Consider the following 16,287-nt stretch of genomic DNA (forward strand, 5'->3'; position numbering starts at 1 on the left):
ATTTTTATAAATATGGAGGGGGATGGGGAGAAAAAGGGAACCCATTTGTATTTTCCCTCGTGGAAGGAATTTAGCTGCTAACCCATTGCTGGGCTCCCTTTTAAAAATTATCTCAAAAAAAACAACTGTTCTATTGACTTTACTGAAAATGAGTAGATAAAGATATGATTTTTTCTGATAAGTGGTTTGTAGTTAAATACTACAATTCTTACTTTCTGGATTTTACCCTATCAAGCCCAAAGTAAGTGGAAATGATATGGGCCTTCAATCCGTCTTCTCTTTGATAGTAAGAGTATCGAAGCGATAGTTTTTGAACCTGCCATTTGTTTGTTTCGGGTTTTCCAAACCAAAAGTTAAAACTAAGCCCTGGATTGATGGACCAAAAAGAGGAAAGGTCATGATCAGAAGTGTAGTATTCTTCGCTAGATTGGTGTTCACGATAAGGTTTAAAATAATCACTTGCGGTTTGATTTGCATACCTGATAGAAGGAGCAATAGAAAGCTTTGGTTTCAGTTTTAAGGGTGTTTCTAGTTTTATTGAGGTGCTGGTCAAGCCAAAATCATCCATGTAATACTGAGCATAGGAGCGAAGAATGAATTTCCCACCAATAAAGGAATTGAGTTGAATACCTAAAACACCCATGTGCTTTGTCCTTGGTAGGTTTTCCACTTCTGGTAACACTTTGTCTGCAAAGTACATTCTATGAAAAGGAGTAGATAAAAGCCCCTCTTGATAACTGTACGAAGGGAAAATACTCAGACTCATTCTCTTATTCAAATCGTAGCGGTAGCTTCCTGATATATTATAAGAATTCCGGTGGTGAATGTCGAACCACGCGCTATCTCTAAGCTCACCCGGGTAAATAAGGTTTCGAGCTTCGATAATATAGGGAGGCTGCAAACGCCCCCAACGTAGGTCGTCAAAATAGGCGCTAAGGTTTAGGCTAGCTGCTGCTCTCTGGTCTTTTCGGAGATAATCAAACCAAACTTCACCACCTCTTGAAAAATAATCAGATTCCAGCGAAAGCGAAAAAATAGCACCTACGCTCAATTGCTTATTCAGCTGCCGAGAATAGCCGATATTTAAACTTGTATGCTGATCAACCCGCGAAGCTGATGAAACTATAAAGTCAATACTATCCGTTGATGCTGAGCTGATAATGTCCACTCCAGCACTTAGATAAAAAGTATTTACCGAATCGATTTTATGGGTGCCGCTAATTTTTACACTATACACCTGTAGGTTTTCGTTGCCTTTGCCACCGGTCACTGCCGAATGTTTTCCATCTTGTCCATAAAATGAAAACAAAGCGTCTAACTTAGATTGTCGCGGAGTTTTTGCTGTGTCGGCATCCATTTGGGCTGAAGCCCCCAAAGTGCTTATAACCAAAATTGCCAAAAAGATTATTTGTCTAGTTACACCCACAGCCGCCTTTTCCTTTTTTGGTGCCACTGCCCATTGCGCCCTCTCTATAATTGAAAACACCTTGCTCAAAAGTCTCTATTTCTAAATTTCCTGATTGCATACTCGCATCATTTAGATAGGAGCGCTGGTAGGGCTTTACGCTTGTGCAAGCTGCACTTAGAAGCGTAAGGATGATAAGCAGTATAGGTGCAAGTTTATTCAATGAGTTCAAGCTTTTTGGAGTGATGTACTTTCCCTTCGGAATCAATAATAATGGCCGTCACTTGAGGAAGGCTTTCTAAAAGTTGAAGGCCTTTATTTATAGGCATTACAAAAAGCGCAGTAGCCATGGCATCTGAAAGTTCTGCACTTTGGCTAAAAACGGATACACTTTTTTTATCCGTTACCGGAAAACCCGTGTGTGGATTAATGATGTGTGCGTATCTTTTTCCTTTGTAGGTAAAGTACTTTTCATAGCTCCCGGATGTGGCTACAGCTGAATTTTCAATAGGTAACCAGTAAAGCACTTTTGTAGAATTATCTGGGTCGGTGATGCCAACACGCCAGGGCTCTCCATTTGGACGGCTTCCCCAAGTACAAAGGTCTCCGCTGGCATTTATCACACCAGCACTTATGCCTTCTTGTTGCAGCATTTGCTTCACTTTGTCAGCTGCATAGCCTTTTCCGGAAGCACCAAAACCAACAGCCATTCCCTTTTGCGTAAGCATAATTTTGCCTTGAGGTCTGAGGCTAATATTTTTATAGTTTACACTTTTTATCGCTTCAGCAATGGAAACGCTATCGGGGAAAGTAGAATGCTCTTTTTTGTCAAAATCATAAAGATGGATTCCTCTAAAGGAAATGTCAAAGGCGCCATGCGTAAGTTCACTCAGAGTGCGACTTCGGTCAAAAAGCTGGTACACTTCTTCGCTTACGGCTACTGGCGAAATACCGCTTTGTCTGTTTATTTCAGAAACAACAGACGTAGAGTCCCATTCCGAAATAAGGGCTTCAATTCTCTTTACTTCATCAATGGATGCATTCAGCAAGTACTCTGCTCTGTTTTCATCTTCACACACTATCGTAAATTCAAAGCTACTACCCATTAACAATACTTTCTTGCTGTATTCTTTAAGGGTAACTTTTGGCAAAGCTGCTTCAATTTGCTTTATCAATTCTTGAGGGGAAGTAATATGGGTTTTAATGTGAGAAATGATTTTTCCATTTTCATCAAGGAGCAGAGCTAAAGGGAAAACTCCGTTAGGATTGTATTTATCCGCCAGCTCTTCATTTTTAGAAACCAGCTCCTTGTCTTGTTTTTTATGTTGAGGGAAATCCGCTTTTACGATTTCTAGATTTTCCTTTCCATAAACTATAAAAGCCTCTTTGCTAAGCACATTTTTTTCAAAATTAATGCAGGGAATGCACCAATCACTGCCTGAAAATATGAGTAGGGTGGGCTTGGAGCTATTATTGGCGAAGCCTAATAGAAATGTGAGTTGTAAGATTATAAACCAGTACAGGCGCATTACAGGAAATTAGATTATTCAAAAGTATCATTTAAGGCCAAGCAATGAAATGCAAGGTCGTATTAGTAATACGAAAATAATGTGGTAGGGTTTGGCTCAGACTTCTAAATTGTAATCATCAGGCTCAATGTGCACTAGTACATCGGCAAGTTCCGGCAACTCATGCATCAATTTATCTTTTAAGAGATGAGATATGTGATGCCCTTCAGCAACCGTAATTTGAGCATCTACAATGGCGTGAAGATCTACATGGTAGGTCATTCCGGTTTTGCGAACAAAACATTTTTCAGTATTTCGCACTCCCTCCACAGTAGCAGATAAAGTCCTGATTTTTTCTACCAAATCATCATAAAGTTGTTCGTCCATTATTTCGCCCAAAGCGGGACGAAGAATGAGGTAGGCATTGAATAGAATAATTCCGGAAGCCAGCAAAGCAGCCCAATCATCAGCAGTTTCATAGCCGGGGCCAAAAATAAGCGCAATGCTAATTCCTATAAAAGCCATAAGAGAAGTGATGGCATCGCTACGGTGGTGCCAGGCATCAGCTTTGAGAGAAGAGCTGTGCGACTTTTTACTTTGATTATTTACAATTCTATAAAAGACTTCTTTGAGAATAATAACCACAGCAAGCACAATCAGCGTGTATGGCTCTGGTGCCAAATGTGGTGTTCTTATGTTTTCGATACTTTCATAAGCAATGATGGTTGCAGATGCTACCAAAAATCCGACTACTAAAAATGTAATAAGCGGTTCAGCACGGCCATGTCCATAAGGGTGGTTTTCATCCGGTGGGCGGTTAGCATACTTTATTCCAAACAAAACCATGATGGATGAAAACACATCGGCAGAGGATTCAATTGCATCCGCAATAAGCGCATAAGAATTGCCAAAATAACCGGTAATACCCTTTACCAAAGCTAAAGCTGCATTTCCTGCAATACTGAGATAAGCAGTTTTTTCGGCTTTTTTGTTTGGGAGCTTTTCAGGCAAGACTTTCGATTTATAAGTTTGCAAATCTCTCAATTTTTGAAGTACTAAAGGAAGGCAAAGCCTATATTGGAATTGCTAATTTTGAACAATTAGCAACTCATTGGTTAATACCCTTATGAAAACTCCTTTTGCTCTTCTCTGTTCCAAGATGCTCCTATGGTGCTTGGCATTGGTTTTTATGCTCAGCTGCCGAACCACAATCACTATTGACTATCCTGAATTAATTGATGATATCCGGGAGGACACTTTGTTGGTAATTAGAAATGTAGATGTATTTACAGGCGAGGGAGAGGAGCTCCTACGAGGTTATGATGTTTTTATAGACGGTGAGCGCATTGCTAAAATGCAGCCTAGCTCAAGTTTAGAGACCGGAAATTATAAAGTGATAGACGGCACGGGAAAAACTTTGCTTCCGGGCTTTATTGATACACATGTACATGTAATGTCTGGTGGAAGTTCGCCTTGGGCAAAAATTGGCCCCAGTCCGGTTCACAATTTGCACGCTTGGCTTTTTTCAGGTATTACTACAATTTATGATTTGGGAGGCGCAGCCGAAATTACCAAACCACTACAGGAAGGAGTAAGGGATAACACCATTTATGGCCCAGACATTTACTTTACCGCAGCTCCCGTTACCGTAAAAGGTAGCCATCCCATACCAGCGCTTAAAGAGTTGAACCCTTGGCCGGCAAGAAGTTTTATTACAAGCAATCTCAATATTATTAAGAAACCGGAAGATGCTAAGAAAATCATTGAAGGTTTGGTGGAACAGAACGTAGATTACATAAAATTGATTTGTGATGAACTTCCTCCTGGTTCGCCCTTTATGGCTGAAGAGCTTATGAAACCTTTAATGGAGGAGGCTCATAATCAAGGGCTAAAAGTACTGGTTCATATAGGTTCGGTAGAAAATGCCTTGGCTGCTGCCAGAGCTGGGGCAGACGTCCTAGCCCACGCGGTGTATCGCGATAAACTTAGTGATGCAGATGTGAAGTTTTTAAAGGAGAAAGGAGTGAAAATGATTTTTACTATTTCTGGTTTTGAAAATATTGACGCTATGTATACTCAAAAATACAAGCCAAAACCTTTTGATACATTGACTACCCCAGAGCCAATTCTTGGCCCTGTAACTGGAGACAATGCCTCTGAGATGAAAGAAGCACCTGTGATGTTTGGTTTGGCCAAAGCTATTCATCATTATATTGGTGATTATGAGCAAAATTTTGATTTGCTACAGAAGTATAAAATCCCCTTTTTGGTGGGAACGGATAGTCCAAACTATGGGGCTTACCCAGGAAGTAGTTTACATCAGGAAATGCAAACTTTGGTAAAATACGGCTACACCGAAGCTGAAGTTTTACGAGCAGCTACATCAGATGCTGCTCTTATGTTTTTGGATAAACCTGACTTTGGAATTATCAAAGAAGGGAATTTGGCCAATGTGGTTTTATTGGATGCCAATCCTTTGGAAGATATTGAGAATACTCAAAAGATAAATTTGGTGATAAAGCGGGGGCAAGTGGTGGATAGGACTTTTGAGAAATAGCAAATCATTGCCACGCCAAAATGATACTCAACAAAAAGGAAGCTTCGCGGCTTTTGTTTTTTTGGGTGAGTAGATTTACTCAGACTTGTTTTCCTTCTCCAACTCTTTGGTAATCATTTTTTGCAAGCTGTTCGCTTTGCGAATATTATTGGCATTGTCTGTTTTCGTTTCTGCCAATTTCACCAGTTCCAAGGCTTCCGCGTAATCTTTCATCAGGTAAGCCATGTAGCCTTCCAGCATTTTGTAGCGGTAGTCTTCGCGCAAGGTGTAAGATTCTTTGGCAAGTTTACGAGCAGTTTCTTGGGCATCCTCAGTGTTAAAGTTGTCAGCAATTTCAAAAGCTTCTTCAAATATGAACTCAGCTTTTGTGCTATCATCACCAAGAGAAGCCGCTCGTTCTATTGCCGCTTTTTCCCAAACATTAAAAAGGCGTGTCTCAGATGAAAATACCTTTCTGGTTTCAAATACCAGTTCCTTGGTATCGGCCTCATCCTTAGGACGGTTTGGAATTAAAACAGAGACTATTTTTTCGAGTAAAACAGTGTCTTTATTTACTTCAGCACGGTCAAAATTATAGTCATAGGTGCTGCTGTAAAAAGCTTTGTAATCAAAGCTGGAAGGAAGGCTTGCTTTGTTTTTAATAATAAGTTCTGGATACGCGCTTTCCAGATCAATGCCATATTTTACAAGTAGTTCCGCATTTTCAGGCTTTAGTAGTTCTGCTTTGGATTGGCTATTAAAAAACTCCAATGCCAAACTTTGTGTTTGTATAAAATCATTATTGAGAGCATAGGTCTCTAAAAGTGTACGCCACTCAGCTTGAGTTAAGGTTCCATCACCATATTTATCAGTAAGCTTGCTGTAGTTTGTATTAATGCTTTGTGCTTTTTTAAGAGCTTCAATAAGATTTGAAACCGATTGATATCCTTCCTTTACTACAAGCAGCACTTCTTCATTATTGAAATAATAAAAAGACGGGAAGCTATCTACACCAATGGACTCAGCCAATCTGGAGCCCATTTCGCTGGTAATAGAAACCGCCATAGGGTTAGTTTTGGCGTAAGCTGCGGCTAATTCTGCATTGGCATAAATGTTGTCTTTCTGCATTTGATAAAAGGCATCACCATCCTGATAAAACACGATGAACATCATTTTTTCATCCTGAATGGTTTGAAGCAACACTTTTTGATAATCGTCCAAAGTGCGGACATCATAAAAACGAACCTTTACGTCCTGTGCTTTCGCGAAAAGCGAGAAGGTGAAAATGAAGAGAAGTAGGAGCTTTTTCATAAGCTTATTTTTTGCCAAAATTTTGTGTAAAGTATATCTCAGGTACACCGTCAGTTATTTTTACAATGGATGACACACCACAACCCAAATAGTTGTAATCGCCCATCAGGTTTTGTCGATGCCCTTTGCTATGCATCCATCCATCTACCACTTTTCGTGCCAACGAAGCATAAGTGTGCATGGGAATGGGCTTGTTGTTTTTATCCAGAAATACGCCTCCTTTATCAATAAGATAGGATTGATCTTTACCAAAATCAATTACAGCCAACCTTGCGAGGTTTTCAGCAGAAGCGTTAAAATTTCCACCAAAAGCATCAATACGCATCATGGGCGTTTTATACTTTTTGTCTTTGTTGTTGAGATGGTTCAGCGTGCCTAAATTCAAAAGATAATCTGAATGAAATCTTGAGCTTTGCTGGAGTATAGGAGAGTGAGAGAATATAGATTTTCGTTTATCATCTCTTGCTTCATTTGAAGCAAAAAACACTGCAGCTTCCAGTAATTCCTTGTCTAATTTTTGGGGATCTATGGTTTGTTGAGTTTCTGCCAAAGCAAAAAACTCTTCAGCAGTCAAGTCATAATACTTCTCATTAGCAGGTGTTTCTACCTGGGGTAGAAATAGGGTTGAAAATGCTAATAGAAGAATGTTTACCATATTAAAATTTCAGCTTTGCTATTTGGGCGCTCATCATAGCGCGGCCTAAAGCCCTCAAGTTTACTTTCTGCTCCGGTGGCTTCCCGCATGGGGTGTAACTTAGCCTCGGGCTTAGTAAGAAACGTAATGGCGCTCACATCATTATCTTTAAACTTGATAATGATATTGCTACAGACGGCCTTATTCATACCAATAAACCCTTCGTTTTTATCCTTGGGGAAATACAAGGTTTGCCCGTTTCCATTAACAAATACGCGGTGTATTTTGTTGTTGGAAAATTTCCCAAACATCTTTCTACCCTTAATTTGATTATACTTTACATCATCAATTTGATTAATGATAAAAGCATTGGAGTAGACTTTGAGACTGTCAAGCTTGTCGTTTTTTAAAGTGAGATAAATAGTGTCACCTGAAATTTGGCTGCTATCACTCCATATTAGAGGATCCACATACATCCTAATTGTAGAATCTAGCGTGGCGTAAGTTAGGGAGTCGCACTTTCCTTGAATATCGGATTTGAAAAACTTTACCTTATGGTAAGCCTTTATAAGGCGAAATTCTTCCAGGCTGTCGCCAATCACTTTAGTGGAAAAGAGTGTATCACCATGAATATGCAAAGTGTCCTTTTCCTGCTTTACGCTGTAGATTGGCTCATAGGTTACAAAGGTGCTATCGGTGCGTCCTAAATACTGTGCATAACCTCCTGTGATCGTGTAGTCATCAATGGTGTCGTGCACCAATACATTTTCGAATGCTTCACCAAACTCATTTTGCTTTTCGTAGTAAAGGCTATCACCCGTAAGGTATTTATTGTCATTGTACAGATAGGCGTTTTTCTCAAACTGAGCGATGTCGGTTACTGTGTTATAACGTCCATTTTCGCAATAAATAAAGCTGCTATCACTGGTGATGGTGGTGGGACCAATAAAGAATGCTTTGCGCGAATTACTGTTGTAATGCATAGTGTCCGACTCAATCACATAATCAGGATTATTGAGTACTACGCTGTCTTTAAATTGAAAAAGCTTGCTCTTGGAATTGTAATAACCTTGTGTACTGGTAAGGATATTTTCATCACTGGTAATCTCGCCACCAGTGTAGTAATATGCTTGATTATTAGCACGGTCATACTTTAGCCTATCAGTGATGAGCTTCATCTTTTTGTCTTTAAGACGAACTTCTTCACCGGTAACGGTAGCTACTTTGGTGTTACCAGAATATTCAAGATAATCACCCCACAGTTCTATCGTATCACCTTGGTTGATGTATACATTTTCAAAAGACTTTATCTCATTGCTTTCTGAAAACAACCAAGCACTATCGCAATACATCAATGCACCTTCATGCTCAAAAATTACATTTCCGAGCAGGCGGTTTTTTCCTAAGCCTTTTTGGTAAATACCCTTATCCGCATTTTTGATGTTAATGCGTTTACCTTTTTTCTCTTGAGCGAGGGCAGGGGAGCTTAATCCAAGAATAAAGAAAACTACAACCAGTGCGTTAAACGCTGGCTGCAGTTTCTTCCAATACGATGGTTTGTTTTCTATCTGGTCCCACTGAAACAATGGTAATAGGAACGCCAAGTTCTTCCTGAAGGTATGCCACATAATCTTTAAGGTTTTGTGGAGCATCATCAAAATTCTCCAACTTGGTGATGTCTTCATTCCAGCCAGGTAGTTCTGTATAAATGGGTTCAACGAGGTTTTCATCAGTGCGGTACGGCAAGTAATCAATTTCTGTGCCCTTGTAACGGTAAGCAGTACATACCTTGATGGTTGGGAAACCGCTCAACACATCTGATTTCATCATAATCAGATTAGTCACCCCGTTTACATCAATTGCGTATTTCAATGCAGGAAGGTCAAGCCAGCCGCATCTTCTTTCACGACCAGTAGTTGCACCAAACTCGTTTCCTTTTGCTCTAAGCTCTTTGCCTGTTTCATCAAATAGCTCAGTAGGGAAGGGGCCACTACCTACACGGGTGCAGTAAGCTTTGAAAATACCGAATACCTTTCTAATCTTATTTGGGGCAATACCGAGGCCTGTGCAGCTCCCTGCGCAAGTAGTGGTAGAAGAAGTTACAAATGGATAGCTTCCAAAGTCAATGTCCAAAAGTGAACCTTGTGCACCTTCGGCCAAGATGGTTTTACCTTCTCTAAGTGACTTGTGCATAAAATGCTCAGAATCGATAAGTGTAAGGCTACGAAGGAAATCTATCGCTGCAAACCACTCGTCTTCTATAGATTTTAAGTCATACTCAAAATCGGTATAATGCATAAGGATTTGCTCATGCTTAGCGACAAGAGCATCATACCTTTCCTTAAAATCATCTTGCTCGATATCGCCTACACGAAGACCGTTTCTTCCGGTTTTGTCCATGTAAGTTGGACCGATACCTTTTAGGGTAGAGCCAATCTTGTTTTTTCCTTTTGCAGCTTCAGAAGCGGCATCCAAAAGGCGGTGCGAAGGAAGAATAAGGTGCGCTTTGCGCGAAATCTTCAATACTTTATTTACATCAACATTGTGAACCTTCAGATTGTCAATTTCTTTTTTGAAAATCACAGGGTCAATCACAACACCGTTTCCAATTACATTTGAACTTTCAGGGTGAAAAACACCTGAAGGAATAGTGTGCAATACGTGCTTGTGACCTTCAAATTCTAGGGTGTGTCCTGCATTGGGTCCTCCCTGAAAGCGAGCAATTATATCGTAATTGCGAGTAAGAACGTCTACAATCTTACCCTTGCCTTCATCTCCCCATTGTAAACCCAATAATACATCTACTGCCATTTGTATAGCGGTTTTTTAAAAAATGTTGATTATAATATTTTTAAGACTTGTCCTCAGCTTTTTTAGAGCGTGTACCGTACAAATACAGCGAATGCGTATTTATATCTATTCCAAAAACTTCGGCTACTGTATCTTTTATCTGTTGAATGCGCGGATCACAAAACTCTAAAACTTCACCGGTATCGGTAAGAATGATGTGGTCGTGCTGTTTATTGTAAAATGATTTTTCGTAGTACGACTGGTTTTGCCCAAACTGATGTCTGCGCACCAATTTACAATCTAGCAAAAGCTCTATTGTGTTGTACAATGTAGCGCGACTTACACGGTAGTTTTTATTCTTCATCAATATGTAAAGAGACTCAATGTCGAAGTGCTCGTCATGCTCGTATATCTCTTGCAGAATAGCGTAACGCTCAGGCGTTTTACGCTGCTTATTATGCTCCAGATACTCGGTAAAAGTCTGCTTTACTATTTCAAATCCGTTATCGTTCATGCTGTATTTACGAAAAGTGGCGAAGGTACAAATATTTGTACTGTTTACCTCCTGTCAACTGAGCTTACTCCTTCTATTAATTTTAGCTTTTCAATAACCTTGCTCAGGTGGATTTTATCTTTCACCACCACAGTGATTAATCCTTCAAACACACCCTCATCTCCAGCAATGTTTATACTTCGGATATTTACATTCAAATCATTGGAAATAATCTGAGTAACCTTATTTACCAAACCTACAGTATCAATTCCTCGGATTACTAAAACAGTGGTATATTCAGACTGCTCTGTGCTAATCCATTTGGCTTTGATTAATCTCCCAGCATGATTGGATTGCAAGTAAATAGCATTTGGACATGTATGGCGGTGAACTTTAATTCCTTCATTAGAAGTTATGTAGCCAAACACATCATCACCAGGAATGGGACTACAGCACTTACCTAACTTATAGTCGAGTTCAGTTTCTTCATTTCCAAAAACAAGAATTTTCTTCTCAGTCTTTTCTTTTTGAACCGCTTTTGAGGTGTCCTTTTTAGCCTTACCAAGTATGCGATTTTTAAGGTAAGAATAAAAGCCCTGCGATTGATCTCGCATAAACTCTTTAATTTGAGCATTGCCAATAATACCAATGCTTACACGATAGTATAGTTCGGATGGATTTTTTAGCCCAAAGTACTTTACCATCTCATTTATGAGGTTTTCACTCGGCTTTACCTTTACATAATTTAGCTTTCGCTGAAGTATCGCTTTCCCTTCATCAGCTTGTTCTTTCTTCTCACTTTTCAGTGCCGATTTTATGTTTGACTTGGCTTTTGCCGAAACAACATAATTCAGCCAATCTTCTTTCGGTTTTTGCTTTAGTGAAGTCAATATTTCAATTTGATCACCACTTCGAAGCTTATAATTAAGAGGTACCAAGCGTCCATTCACTTTTGCCCCAAGTGTTTTTAGGCCAACATCGGTGTGTATACCAAATGAAAAATCAAGGGGAGAGGCACCGGCTGGCAAAATTCGAAGATCACCTTTTGGCGTAAACACGTAAATCTCTTCACCAAAAAGATTGAGCTTAAAATCATTAACAAACTCTAATGCAGAGCCGTCATTGTTTTCCAGCATTTCACGGATTTGGTTGATCCAAATGTCGAGCTTGTTAGCACCACTTGCATCTTCCTTATATTTCCAGTGGGCAGCATATCCTTTTTCCGCAACTTCATCCATTCGTTCACTACGAATTTGTACTTCTACCCAGTGACCTTCAGGTCCCATTACGGTGGTGTGCAGTGATTCATAGCCATTGGATTTTGGTGCTGAAATCCAGTCGCGCAGTCGCTCAGGATTGGGGCGATAAAAGTCCGTTACTACTGAATAAACCCTCCATGCATCAGCCTTTTCGGTCTCTGGAGGTGAGTCCAATATTATTCTTATTGCAAACTTGTCGTAGATTTCATCAAAGCTAATCCCTTGATTAATCATCTTTTTGCGAATACTATAAATTGACTTTGTTCTTTCTTTTATAGTAAAGTTGAAATTTTCCTTTTTAAGCTCTTCCCTAATTTTGGTGGTAAAGCGTTTAAGGTATTTTATTTCATCGGCCTTGCTACTTTTTAGTTTTAGAACAATGTCGCGATAAACTTCAGGTTCTGTGTAGCGAAGACTCAAATCTTCAAGCTCAGTCTTTATGTTATAAAGACCTAAACGGTGGGCAAGGGGAGCATATAGGTAAAGCGTTTCTGAGGCAATCTTTACTTGCTTGTGTGCAGGCATAGATTCCATGGTTCGCATATTATGAAGCCTGTCAGCAAGCTTGATAATAATTACACGAATGTCATCAGAAATGGTAAGGAGCATTTTGCGGAAGTTTTCCGCTTGCATAGAAATGTCTTGGTCAAACACTCCTGAAATTTTAGTGAGGCCATCAATGATGCGGGCTATTTCCTCTCCAAAAAGGCAGTCAATATCTTCTAGTGTATAGTCGCTATCTTCTACTACATCATGAATAAGTGCGGCTGCAACTGATACCGGACCAAGCCCAATTTCTTTGGCCACAATCTGGGCCACTTCAAGTGGATGAAAGATATAGGGTTCACCAGACTTACGTCTTACATCAGCATGCGCATCTTGCGCCAGCTTAAATGCTTTGCGAATAAGTTTACGATCGTCATTATCAGCTCTATCTTGCATTGCCCGCAAAAGGGCTCTGTATCGATTGGTGATTTCCCGGTTTTCTAATTGCTCTTGTGTTTCTGTACTCATACCTAATATTGCATGATTAAAGGTAGAATAGCCAATTTTGTTTTGCAAGCCTAAAACCGCTCAAAGCCTTATTTACCCTATAAAAAATGCCTACTGTATGAAGGTGAACACATTACAGGAATTAGCGTTTAAACTTTTCAGCTTAACTGATAAGAAATCTCCCACAAGTAGCTAACTGTGCCTTGTTTGAATGGGTTTATTTTTCTTAAGAAATCATCGAATTTAGATGACTTAAGTAGAGCCAATATTACTTAAGGTAGGGTAGGATTTGATGAATAGATTCTAGATATAGATAAAACTCGCCTTCCTCATTATATACGGCAGTGGCAATACCAATAGCTTCTCCATTTTCATTTATCGCAGGAGTTCCGCTAAACCCGGCTGCCTTGAATTTAGATTCTGGTTCCACTATAATTTGACTATCTACAATCCATCGTACTTTGGACTTGTATACATTTTGCTTACAAGTAGTATCGCTGCGCTCACACCCCAATATATAGATGACATCACTTTCATGGACACTGTCCAATGCAGGCTTAAGGGCGGTAATACTAGCGCTCTTTGTTTTTGCTTCAAGCACTAAAAAGTCGAGAGGTGAGGGCGAAGTGTTTCTGAGTTTGGTGATTTTAATTGAGTCAAAATCAGGAGTGGCTCGTGGAAACAGTTTCCAATCCTTTAATAGAATATTCACAGAATCTTGAGGAACCGATGGTACGATGCCTATTGGTTTTTCTACCACGTGACGTGCAGTGCAAACTACGGTATCATTATTATGATAAAGTAAGAATGCGCTTGCCCCAGAAACTGATGGTCGGTTTTTAAATTCAATAGAATTCGAAAGTAAAATTTGTGGCCACTCGTTTTGTGGTTTATTCCACCAGTTTTCAGTTTTAGGTGAAGCGCAAGAAAGTATAAAGACGGCCAGCACCGAGTATAAGAGAACTGGCCACTTCATTTTATGAGTTTTTATTTACGGCAAAACTTCCGGAGCCAACTAAGGCAATTGCAGTATAGCCAATTAAATAAAGTAGAGCCATCTCCTTTTTACCCCAAGGGTCTCCACCGTGGATTACAAAAGCAGCAACCGCCATTGTAATTACTACAGGTATTGAAACCAACCTGGTTTTGATTCCTAAAATAACGAGGATAGGACAAACGAGTTCGGATAGGATAGCCAAAATTAGGCTCGGGATTTCACCTATTCCAAAAACGTTGGCAAACTGCGGGCTGCCACTTAATAGGTTTTGAAGTTTAGAAACGCCATGAGGAATCATAAGCCCTCCAAATCCCAGCCTGAGTAATAGTTTTCCTAAGTCGATGTTCATGAGTAGTAGAAAATTATGTGATAAAATAGAAAGGCGGCAAATTTAGCATTCTGCATAAATATGTTGCTTCATAATAGAAAACTTGAAAGTTGCTCCCTGATTTATTTCAGATTCAACTTCTATAGTGCCTTCCATTTTTTCGATTAAGCGCTTTATTACAGATAATCCTATTCCGTGTCCTTTTTGGCTATTTGCATCTTCCTGGTTAAGTACTTCAAACATTTTAAAAAGACGTTTATGGTCTTCCTTACCTATGCCGGGGCCATTATCAGAAACTGAAAATAAATAATGGGTTTCATTTTCGCTGGCGGTGATATCAATCTTTGCAACGGCCTTGTCATTGTACTTGTGTGCGTTAGAAATGAGATTTACGAATATTCGCTGCAAAGCCGATTTATTTATAGAAACATCCTGAAGGCTTGTATTTATGCTGATTTCGCATTTTTTATTGTAGCAAAAGGGCTTGCGAATGGTCTCAATAAATGAGGGTAAATCAAATATCTCTTTTTCTTCTTGAGCTAACTTATCACTTAAGCTGTATTCTAAAAGCCCGTCTACTAGATTATTAAGAGAAGAAGCCGAGTCTTGCATGATTTTTAAAAGCGATAATCCCTCATCATCCAGTTTAGCCGAATAGAGATCTGAAAACAGATCAGCTACTCCTGAAATTTGACTAAGGGGCGTTTTAAGGTCATGTGCGGCCAAGCTTGCAAAGCTTTGAATTTCCTCGTTTTTATTGCGTAGTTCTTGTTGTAGCTCTTCCAGTTCCTGGTTCCTTCTTTTTAGCTCCAATAATTGCATTGTTTGATTGGCGAGCACCTTTAGTGCATCTATTTGGGCTATGGTGAGTTTGCGAGGTTCTAAGTCAATTACACAAATAGAGCCCACAGGAAGTCCATTTCTACCAATAAGCTTTGCACCGGCATAAAATACCGCATGAGGATTGTTTGCCACAAATGGGTTTTGGGCAAAACGGGAGTCAAGGCGCATATCTTCTACTATAAGCACATCATCCACAGCATTTATTGTGTGAGCACAAAATGCTATTTCTCGTGGGGAGCCCGTAGAGTCATCATTATTGTTTGACTTATACCATTGTCTATCCTTATCAATAAGGGCAATCATGGAAACCGGAGCATTGCATATTTGAGATGCAAGCGCAGTTAGGTTATCATATTCCTTTTCAGGAGCTGTGTCGAGTATTGAATATGAGTAGAGTTCTGCAAGTCTTTCCCTTTCTCTGGGATGCATTTCGGGTTTTGTCATAGCTGGTTTTATAAAGCCAAATTGACTCAAATCCAATATTCATCCTCAACAGAAATATAATATTATAGTCTGTTTGATGGATATGGATTGAACCAAGATATCAATGGCTAAGTACGGAAAAAAACAAGCTTGGGTTGATAAAGGCCATTCTTGCTAAAAACCAACTGTTTGCGCTTTGAAGAATTTAGAAGATTCTAATACACTCTTAAATAAGTGCTATAGATCTATAGTTGTAAATAATTGCAACAAGCCTTTTTTTAGCAGAATTGATTAAAGCTACTTAGGAAGGCCAAATGATTTCTTCTCCTTGCGCGTCATATTCTGGAAAAATGGTGATTGAGTCCAAAACTCCTTGCTGAACCCAAAATGCCAAGCCCAACTTTTCGGAGGCGTAATCTTTGGCTTCTAGCTCCTCAAAGTCATCATCTAAAAACAAATCGTCAATTCCTTTTTCTTTAGCAGTTTCCAAAAGGAACTCTTCACTTTTTCCAATAAATGGCTCTCCCATAAGGGTTGCGTCAGAAGTATAAAAAGTAACGGAGCTCAGCTTAAAGTCATCTTCAGAAGAAAATACGAGGGTAACCCCAAGCTCGTTGTACACCATGGCAATATCGCTTGAGCCATCTTCAAAGTTGGAAGTATCTTCACTATCAGGTTCCCCCAAAACATCAATAATCTGAGATTTTGATAGACCAAATTTGATATCCTTAAATCCTACGTGTGGCTTAATTTCCATGGTAATATTT

15 protein-coding genes are annotated in these 16,287 nt (G+C 39.5%); 1 reads left to right on the top strand and 14 read right to left on the bottom strand.

Annotated elements, in window-relative coordinates:
- Nucleotides 1–208 precede the first annotated feature (208 nt).
- From OWEHO_RS01670 to OWEHO_RS01680, 4 genes are all read right to left on the bottom strand, one after another.
- Nucleotides 209–1,426, bottom strand: coding sequence for a DUF3570 domain-containing protein (locus tag OWEHO_RS01670; RefSeq protein ID WP_143764452.1), 1,218 nt, complete (start codon nt 1,424–1,426; stop codon nt 209–211).
- Complete coding sequence (locus OWEHO_RS18140) at nt 1,413–1,628, bottom strand: DUF4266 domain-containing protein (protein ID WP_143764454.1); 216 nt, start codon at nt 1,626–1,628, stop codon at nt 1,413–1,415. Before OWEHO_RS18140 ends, OWEHO_RS01670 begins: the two co-directional genes overlap by 14 nt.
- Nucleotides 1,621–2,934, bottom strand: a complete 1,314-nt coding sequence (locus tag OWEHO_RS01675; RefSeq protein WP_014200721.1) for an FAD:protein FMN transferase — start codon at nt 2,932–2,934, stop codon at nt 1,621–1,623. Before OWEHO_RS01675 ends, OWEHO_RS18140 begins: the two co-directional genes overlap by 8 nt.
- 96 nt (nt 2,935–3,030) lie before the next feature.
- Complete coding sequence (locus OWEHO_RS01680) at nt 3,031–3,924, bottom strand: cation diffusion facilitator family transporter (RefSeq protein WP_041627342.1); 894 nt, start codon at nt 3,922–3,924, stop codon at nt 3,031–3,033.
- Between the two features lie 115 nt (nt 3,925–4,039).
- Between OWEHO_RS01680 and OWEHO_RS01685 the strand changes: the two genes are divergently transcribed.
- On the top strand, nt 4,040–5,470 hold the full coding sequence (locus OWEHO_RS01685) for an amidohydrolase family protein (protein ID WP_014200723.1): 1,431 nt from the start codon (nt 4,040–4,042) through the stop codon (nt 5,468–5,470).
- A gap of 75 nt (nt 5,471–5,545) precedes the next feature.
- On the opposite strand, the gene OWEHO_RS01690 is transcribed toward OWEHO_RS01685, so the two are convergent.
- The 10 genes from OWEHO_RS01690 to OWEHO_RS17665 form a co-directional block, all read right to left on the bottom strand.
- Complete coding sequence (locus OWEHO_RS01690) at nt 5,546–6,760, bottom strand: hypothetical protein (RefSeq protein ID WP_014200724.1); 1,215 nt, start codon at nt 6,758–6,760, stop codon at nt 5,546–5,548.
- Between the two features lie 4 nt (nt 6,761–6,764).
- Complete coding sequence (locus OWEHO_RS01695) at nt 6,765–7,415, bottom strand: CAP domain-containing protein (protein WP_014200725.1); 651 nt, start codon at nt 7,413–7,415, stop codon at nt 6,765–6,767.
- Complete coding sequence (locus OWEHO_RS01700) at nt 7,409–9,022, bottom strand: OstA-like protein (RefSeq protein ID WP_083827964.1); 1,614 nt, start codon at nt 9,020–9,022, stop codon at nt 7,409–7,411. The genes OWEHO_RS01695 and OWEHO_RS01700 overlap by 7 nt, the downstream gene beginning before the upstream one ends.
- On the bottom strand, nt 8,916–10,205 hold the full coding sequence (locus OWEHO_RS01705) for an adenylosuccinate synthase (protein ID WP_014200727.1): 1,290 nt from the start codon (nt 10,203–10,205) through the stop codon (nt 8,916–8,918). The genes OWEHO_RS01700 and OWEHO_RS01705 overlap by 107 nt, the downstream gene beginning before the upstream one ends.
- A gap of 40 nt (nt 10,206–10,245) precedes the next feature.
- Nucleotides 10,246–10,698: a Fur family transcriptional regulator gene (locus OWEHO_RS01710; protein WP_014200728.1), complete on the bottom strand. Its 453-nt coding sequence runs from the start codon at nt 10,696–10,698 to the stop codon at nt 10,246–10,248.
- Between the two features lie 44 nt (nt 10,699–10,742).
- On the bottom strand, nt 10,743–12,950 hold the full coding sequence (locus OWEHO_RS01715; RefSeq protein WP_014200729.1) for a RelA/SpoT family protein: 2,208 nt from the start codon (nt 12,948–12,950) through the stop codon (nt 10,743–10,745).
- A 247-nt stretch (nt 12,951–13,197) separates the two neighbouring features.
- Nucleotides 13,198–13,905, bottom strand: coding sequence for a trypsin-like peptidase domain-containing protein (locus OWEHO_RS01720; RefSeq protein ID WP_014200730.1), 708 nt, complete (start codon nt 13,903–13,905; stop codon nt 13,198–13,200).
- Nucleotide 13,906: 1 nt separating this feature from the next.
- Entirely contained in the window at nt 13,907–14,275 is a 369-nt protein-coding gene (locus OWEHO_RS01725) for a DoxX family protein (protein WP_014200731.1), read from the bottom strand.
- Nucleotides 14,276–14,317: 42 nt separating this feature from the next.
- On the bottom strand, nt 14,318–15,541 hold the full coding sequence (locus OWEHO_RS01730; RefSeq protein ID WP_014200732.1) for a sensor histidine kinase: 1,224 nt from the start codon (nt 15,539–15,541) through the stop codon (nt 14,318–14,320).
- 280 nt (nt 15,542–15,821) lie between these two features.
- Entirely contained in the window at nt 15,822–16,277 is a 456-nt protein-coding gene (locus OWEHO_RS17665) for a DUF7738 domain-containing protein (protein WP_014200733.1), read from the bottom strand.
- Nucleotides 16,278–16,287 lie beyond the last annotated feature (10 nt).

This window comes from Owenweeksia hongkongensis DSM 17368 (assembly GCF_000236705.1).
Taxonomy (GTDB): Bacteria; Bacteroidota; Bacteroidia; order Flavobacteriales; family Schleiferiaceae; genus Owenweeksia; species Owenweeksia hongkongensis.

What these genes read in the sequence shown, in the direction of transcription:
- OWEHO_RS01700 (WP_083827964.1), bottom strand. Translation starts at nt 9,022, where the DNA reads ATGTGGCATACCTTCAGGAAGAACTTGGCGTTCCTATTACCATTGTTT.
- OWEHO_RS01690 (WP_014200724.1), bottom strand. Translation starts at nt 6,760, where the DNA reads ATGAAAAAGCTCCTACTTCTCTTCATTTTCACCTTCTCGCTTTTCGCG.
- OWEHO_RS01720 (WP_014200730.1), bottom strand. Translation starts at nt 13,905, where the DNA reads ATGAAGTGGCCAGTTCTCTTATACTCGGTGCTGGCCGTCTTTATACTT.
- OWEHO_RS01715 (WP_014200729.1), bottom strand. Translation starts at nt 12,950, where the DNA reads ATGAGTACAGAAACACAAGAGCAATTAGAAAACCGGGAAATCACCAAT.
- OWEHO_RS01705 (WP_014200727.1), bottom strand. Translation starts at nt 10,205, where the DNA reads ATGGCAGTAGATGTATTATTGGGTTTACAATGGGGAGATGAAGGCAAG.
- OWEHO_RS17665 (WP_014200733.1), bottom strand. Translation starts at nt 16,277, where the DNA reads ATGGAAATTAAGCCACACGTAGGATTTAAGGATATCAAATTTGGTCTA.
- OWEHO_RS01730 (WP_014200732.1), bottom strand. Translation starts at nt 15,541, where the DNA reads ATGACAAAACCCGAAATGCATCCCAGAGAAAGGGAAAGACTTGCAGAA.
- OWEHO_RS01695 (WP_014200725.1), bottom strand. Translation starts at nt 7,415, where the DNA reads ATGGTAAACATTCTTCTATTAGCATTTTCAACCCTATTTCTACCCCAG.
- OWEHO_RS01685 (WP_014200723.1), top strand. Translation starts at nt 4,040, where the DNA reads ATGAAAACTCCTTTTGCTCTTCTCTGTTCCAAGATGCTCCTATGGTGC.
- OWEHO_RS01710 (WP_014200728.1), bottom strand. Translation starts at nt 10,698, where the DNA reads ATGAACGATAACGGATTTGAAATAGTAAAGCAGACTTTTACCGAGTAT.
- OWEHO_RS01725 (WP_014200731.1), bottom strand. Translation starts at nt 14,275, where the DNA reads ATGAACATCGACTTAGGAAAACTATTACTCAGGCTGGGATTTGGAGGG.
- OWEHO_RS01675 (WP_014200721.1), bottom strand. Translation starts at nt 2,934, where the DNA reads ATGCGCCTGTACTGGTTTATAATCTTACAACTCACATTTCTATTAGGC.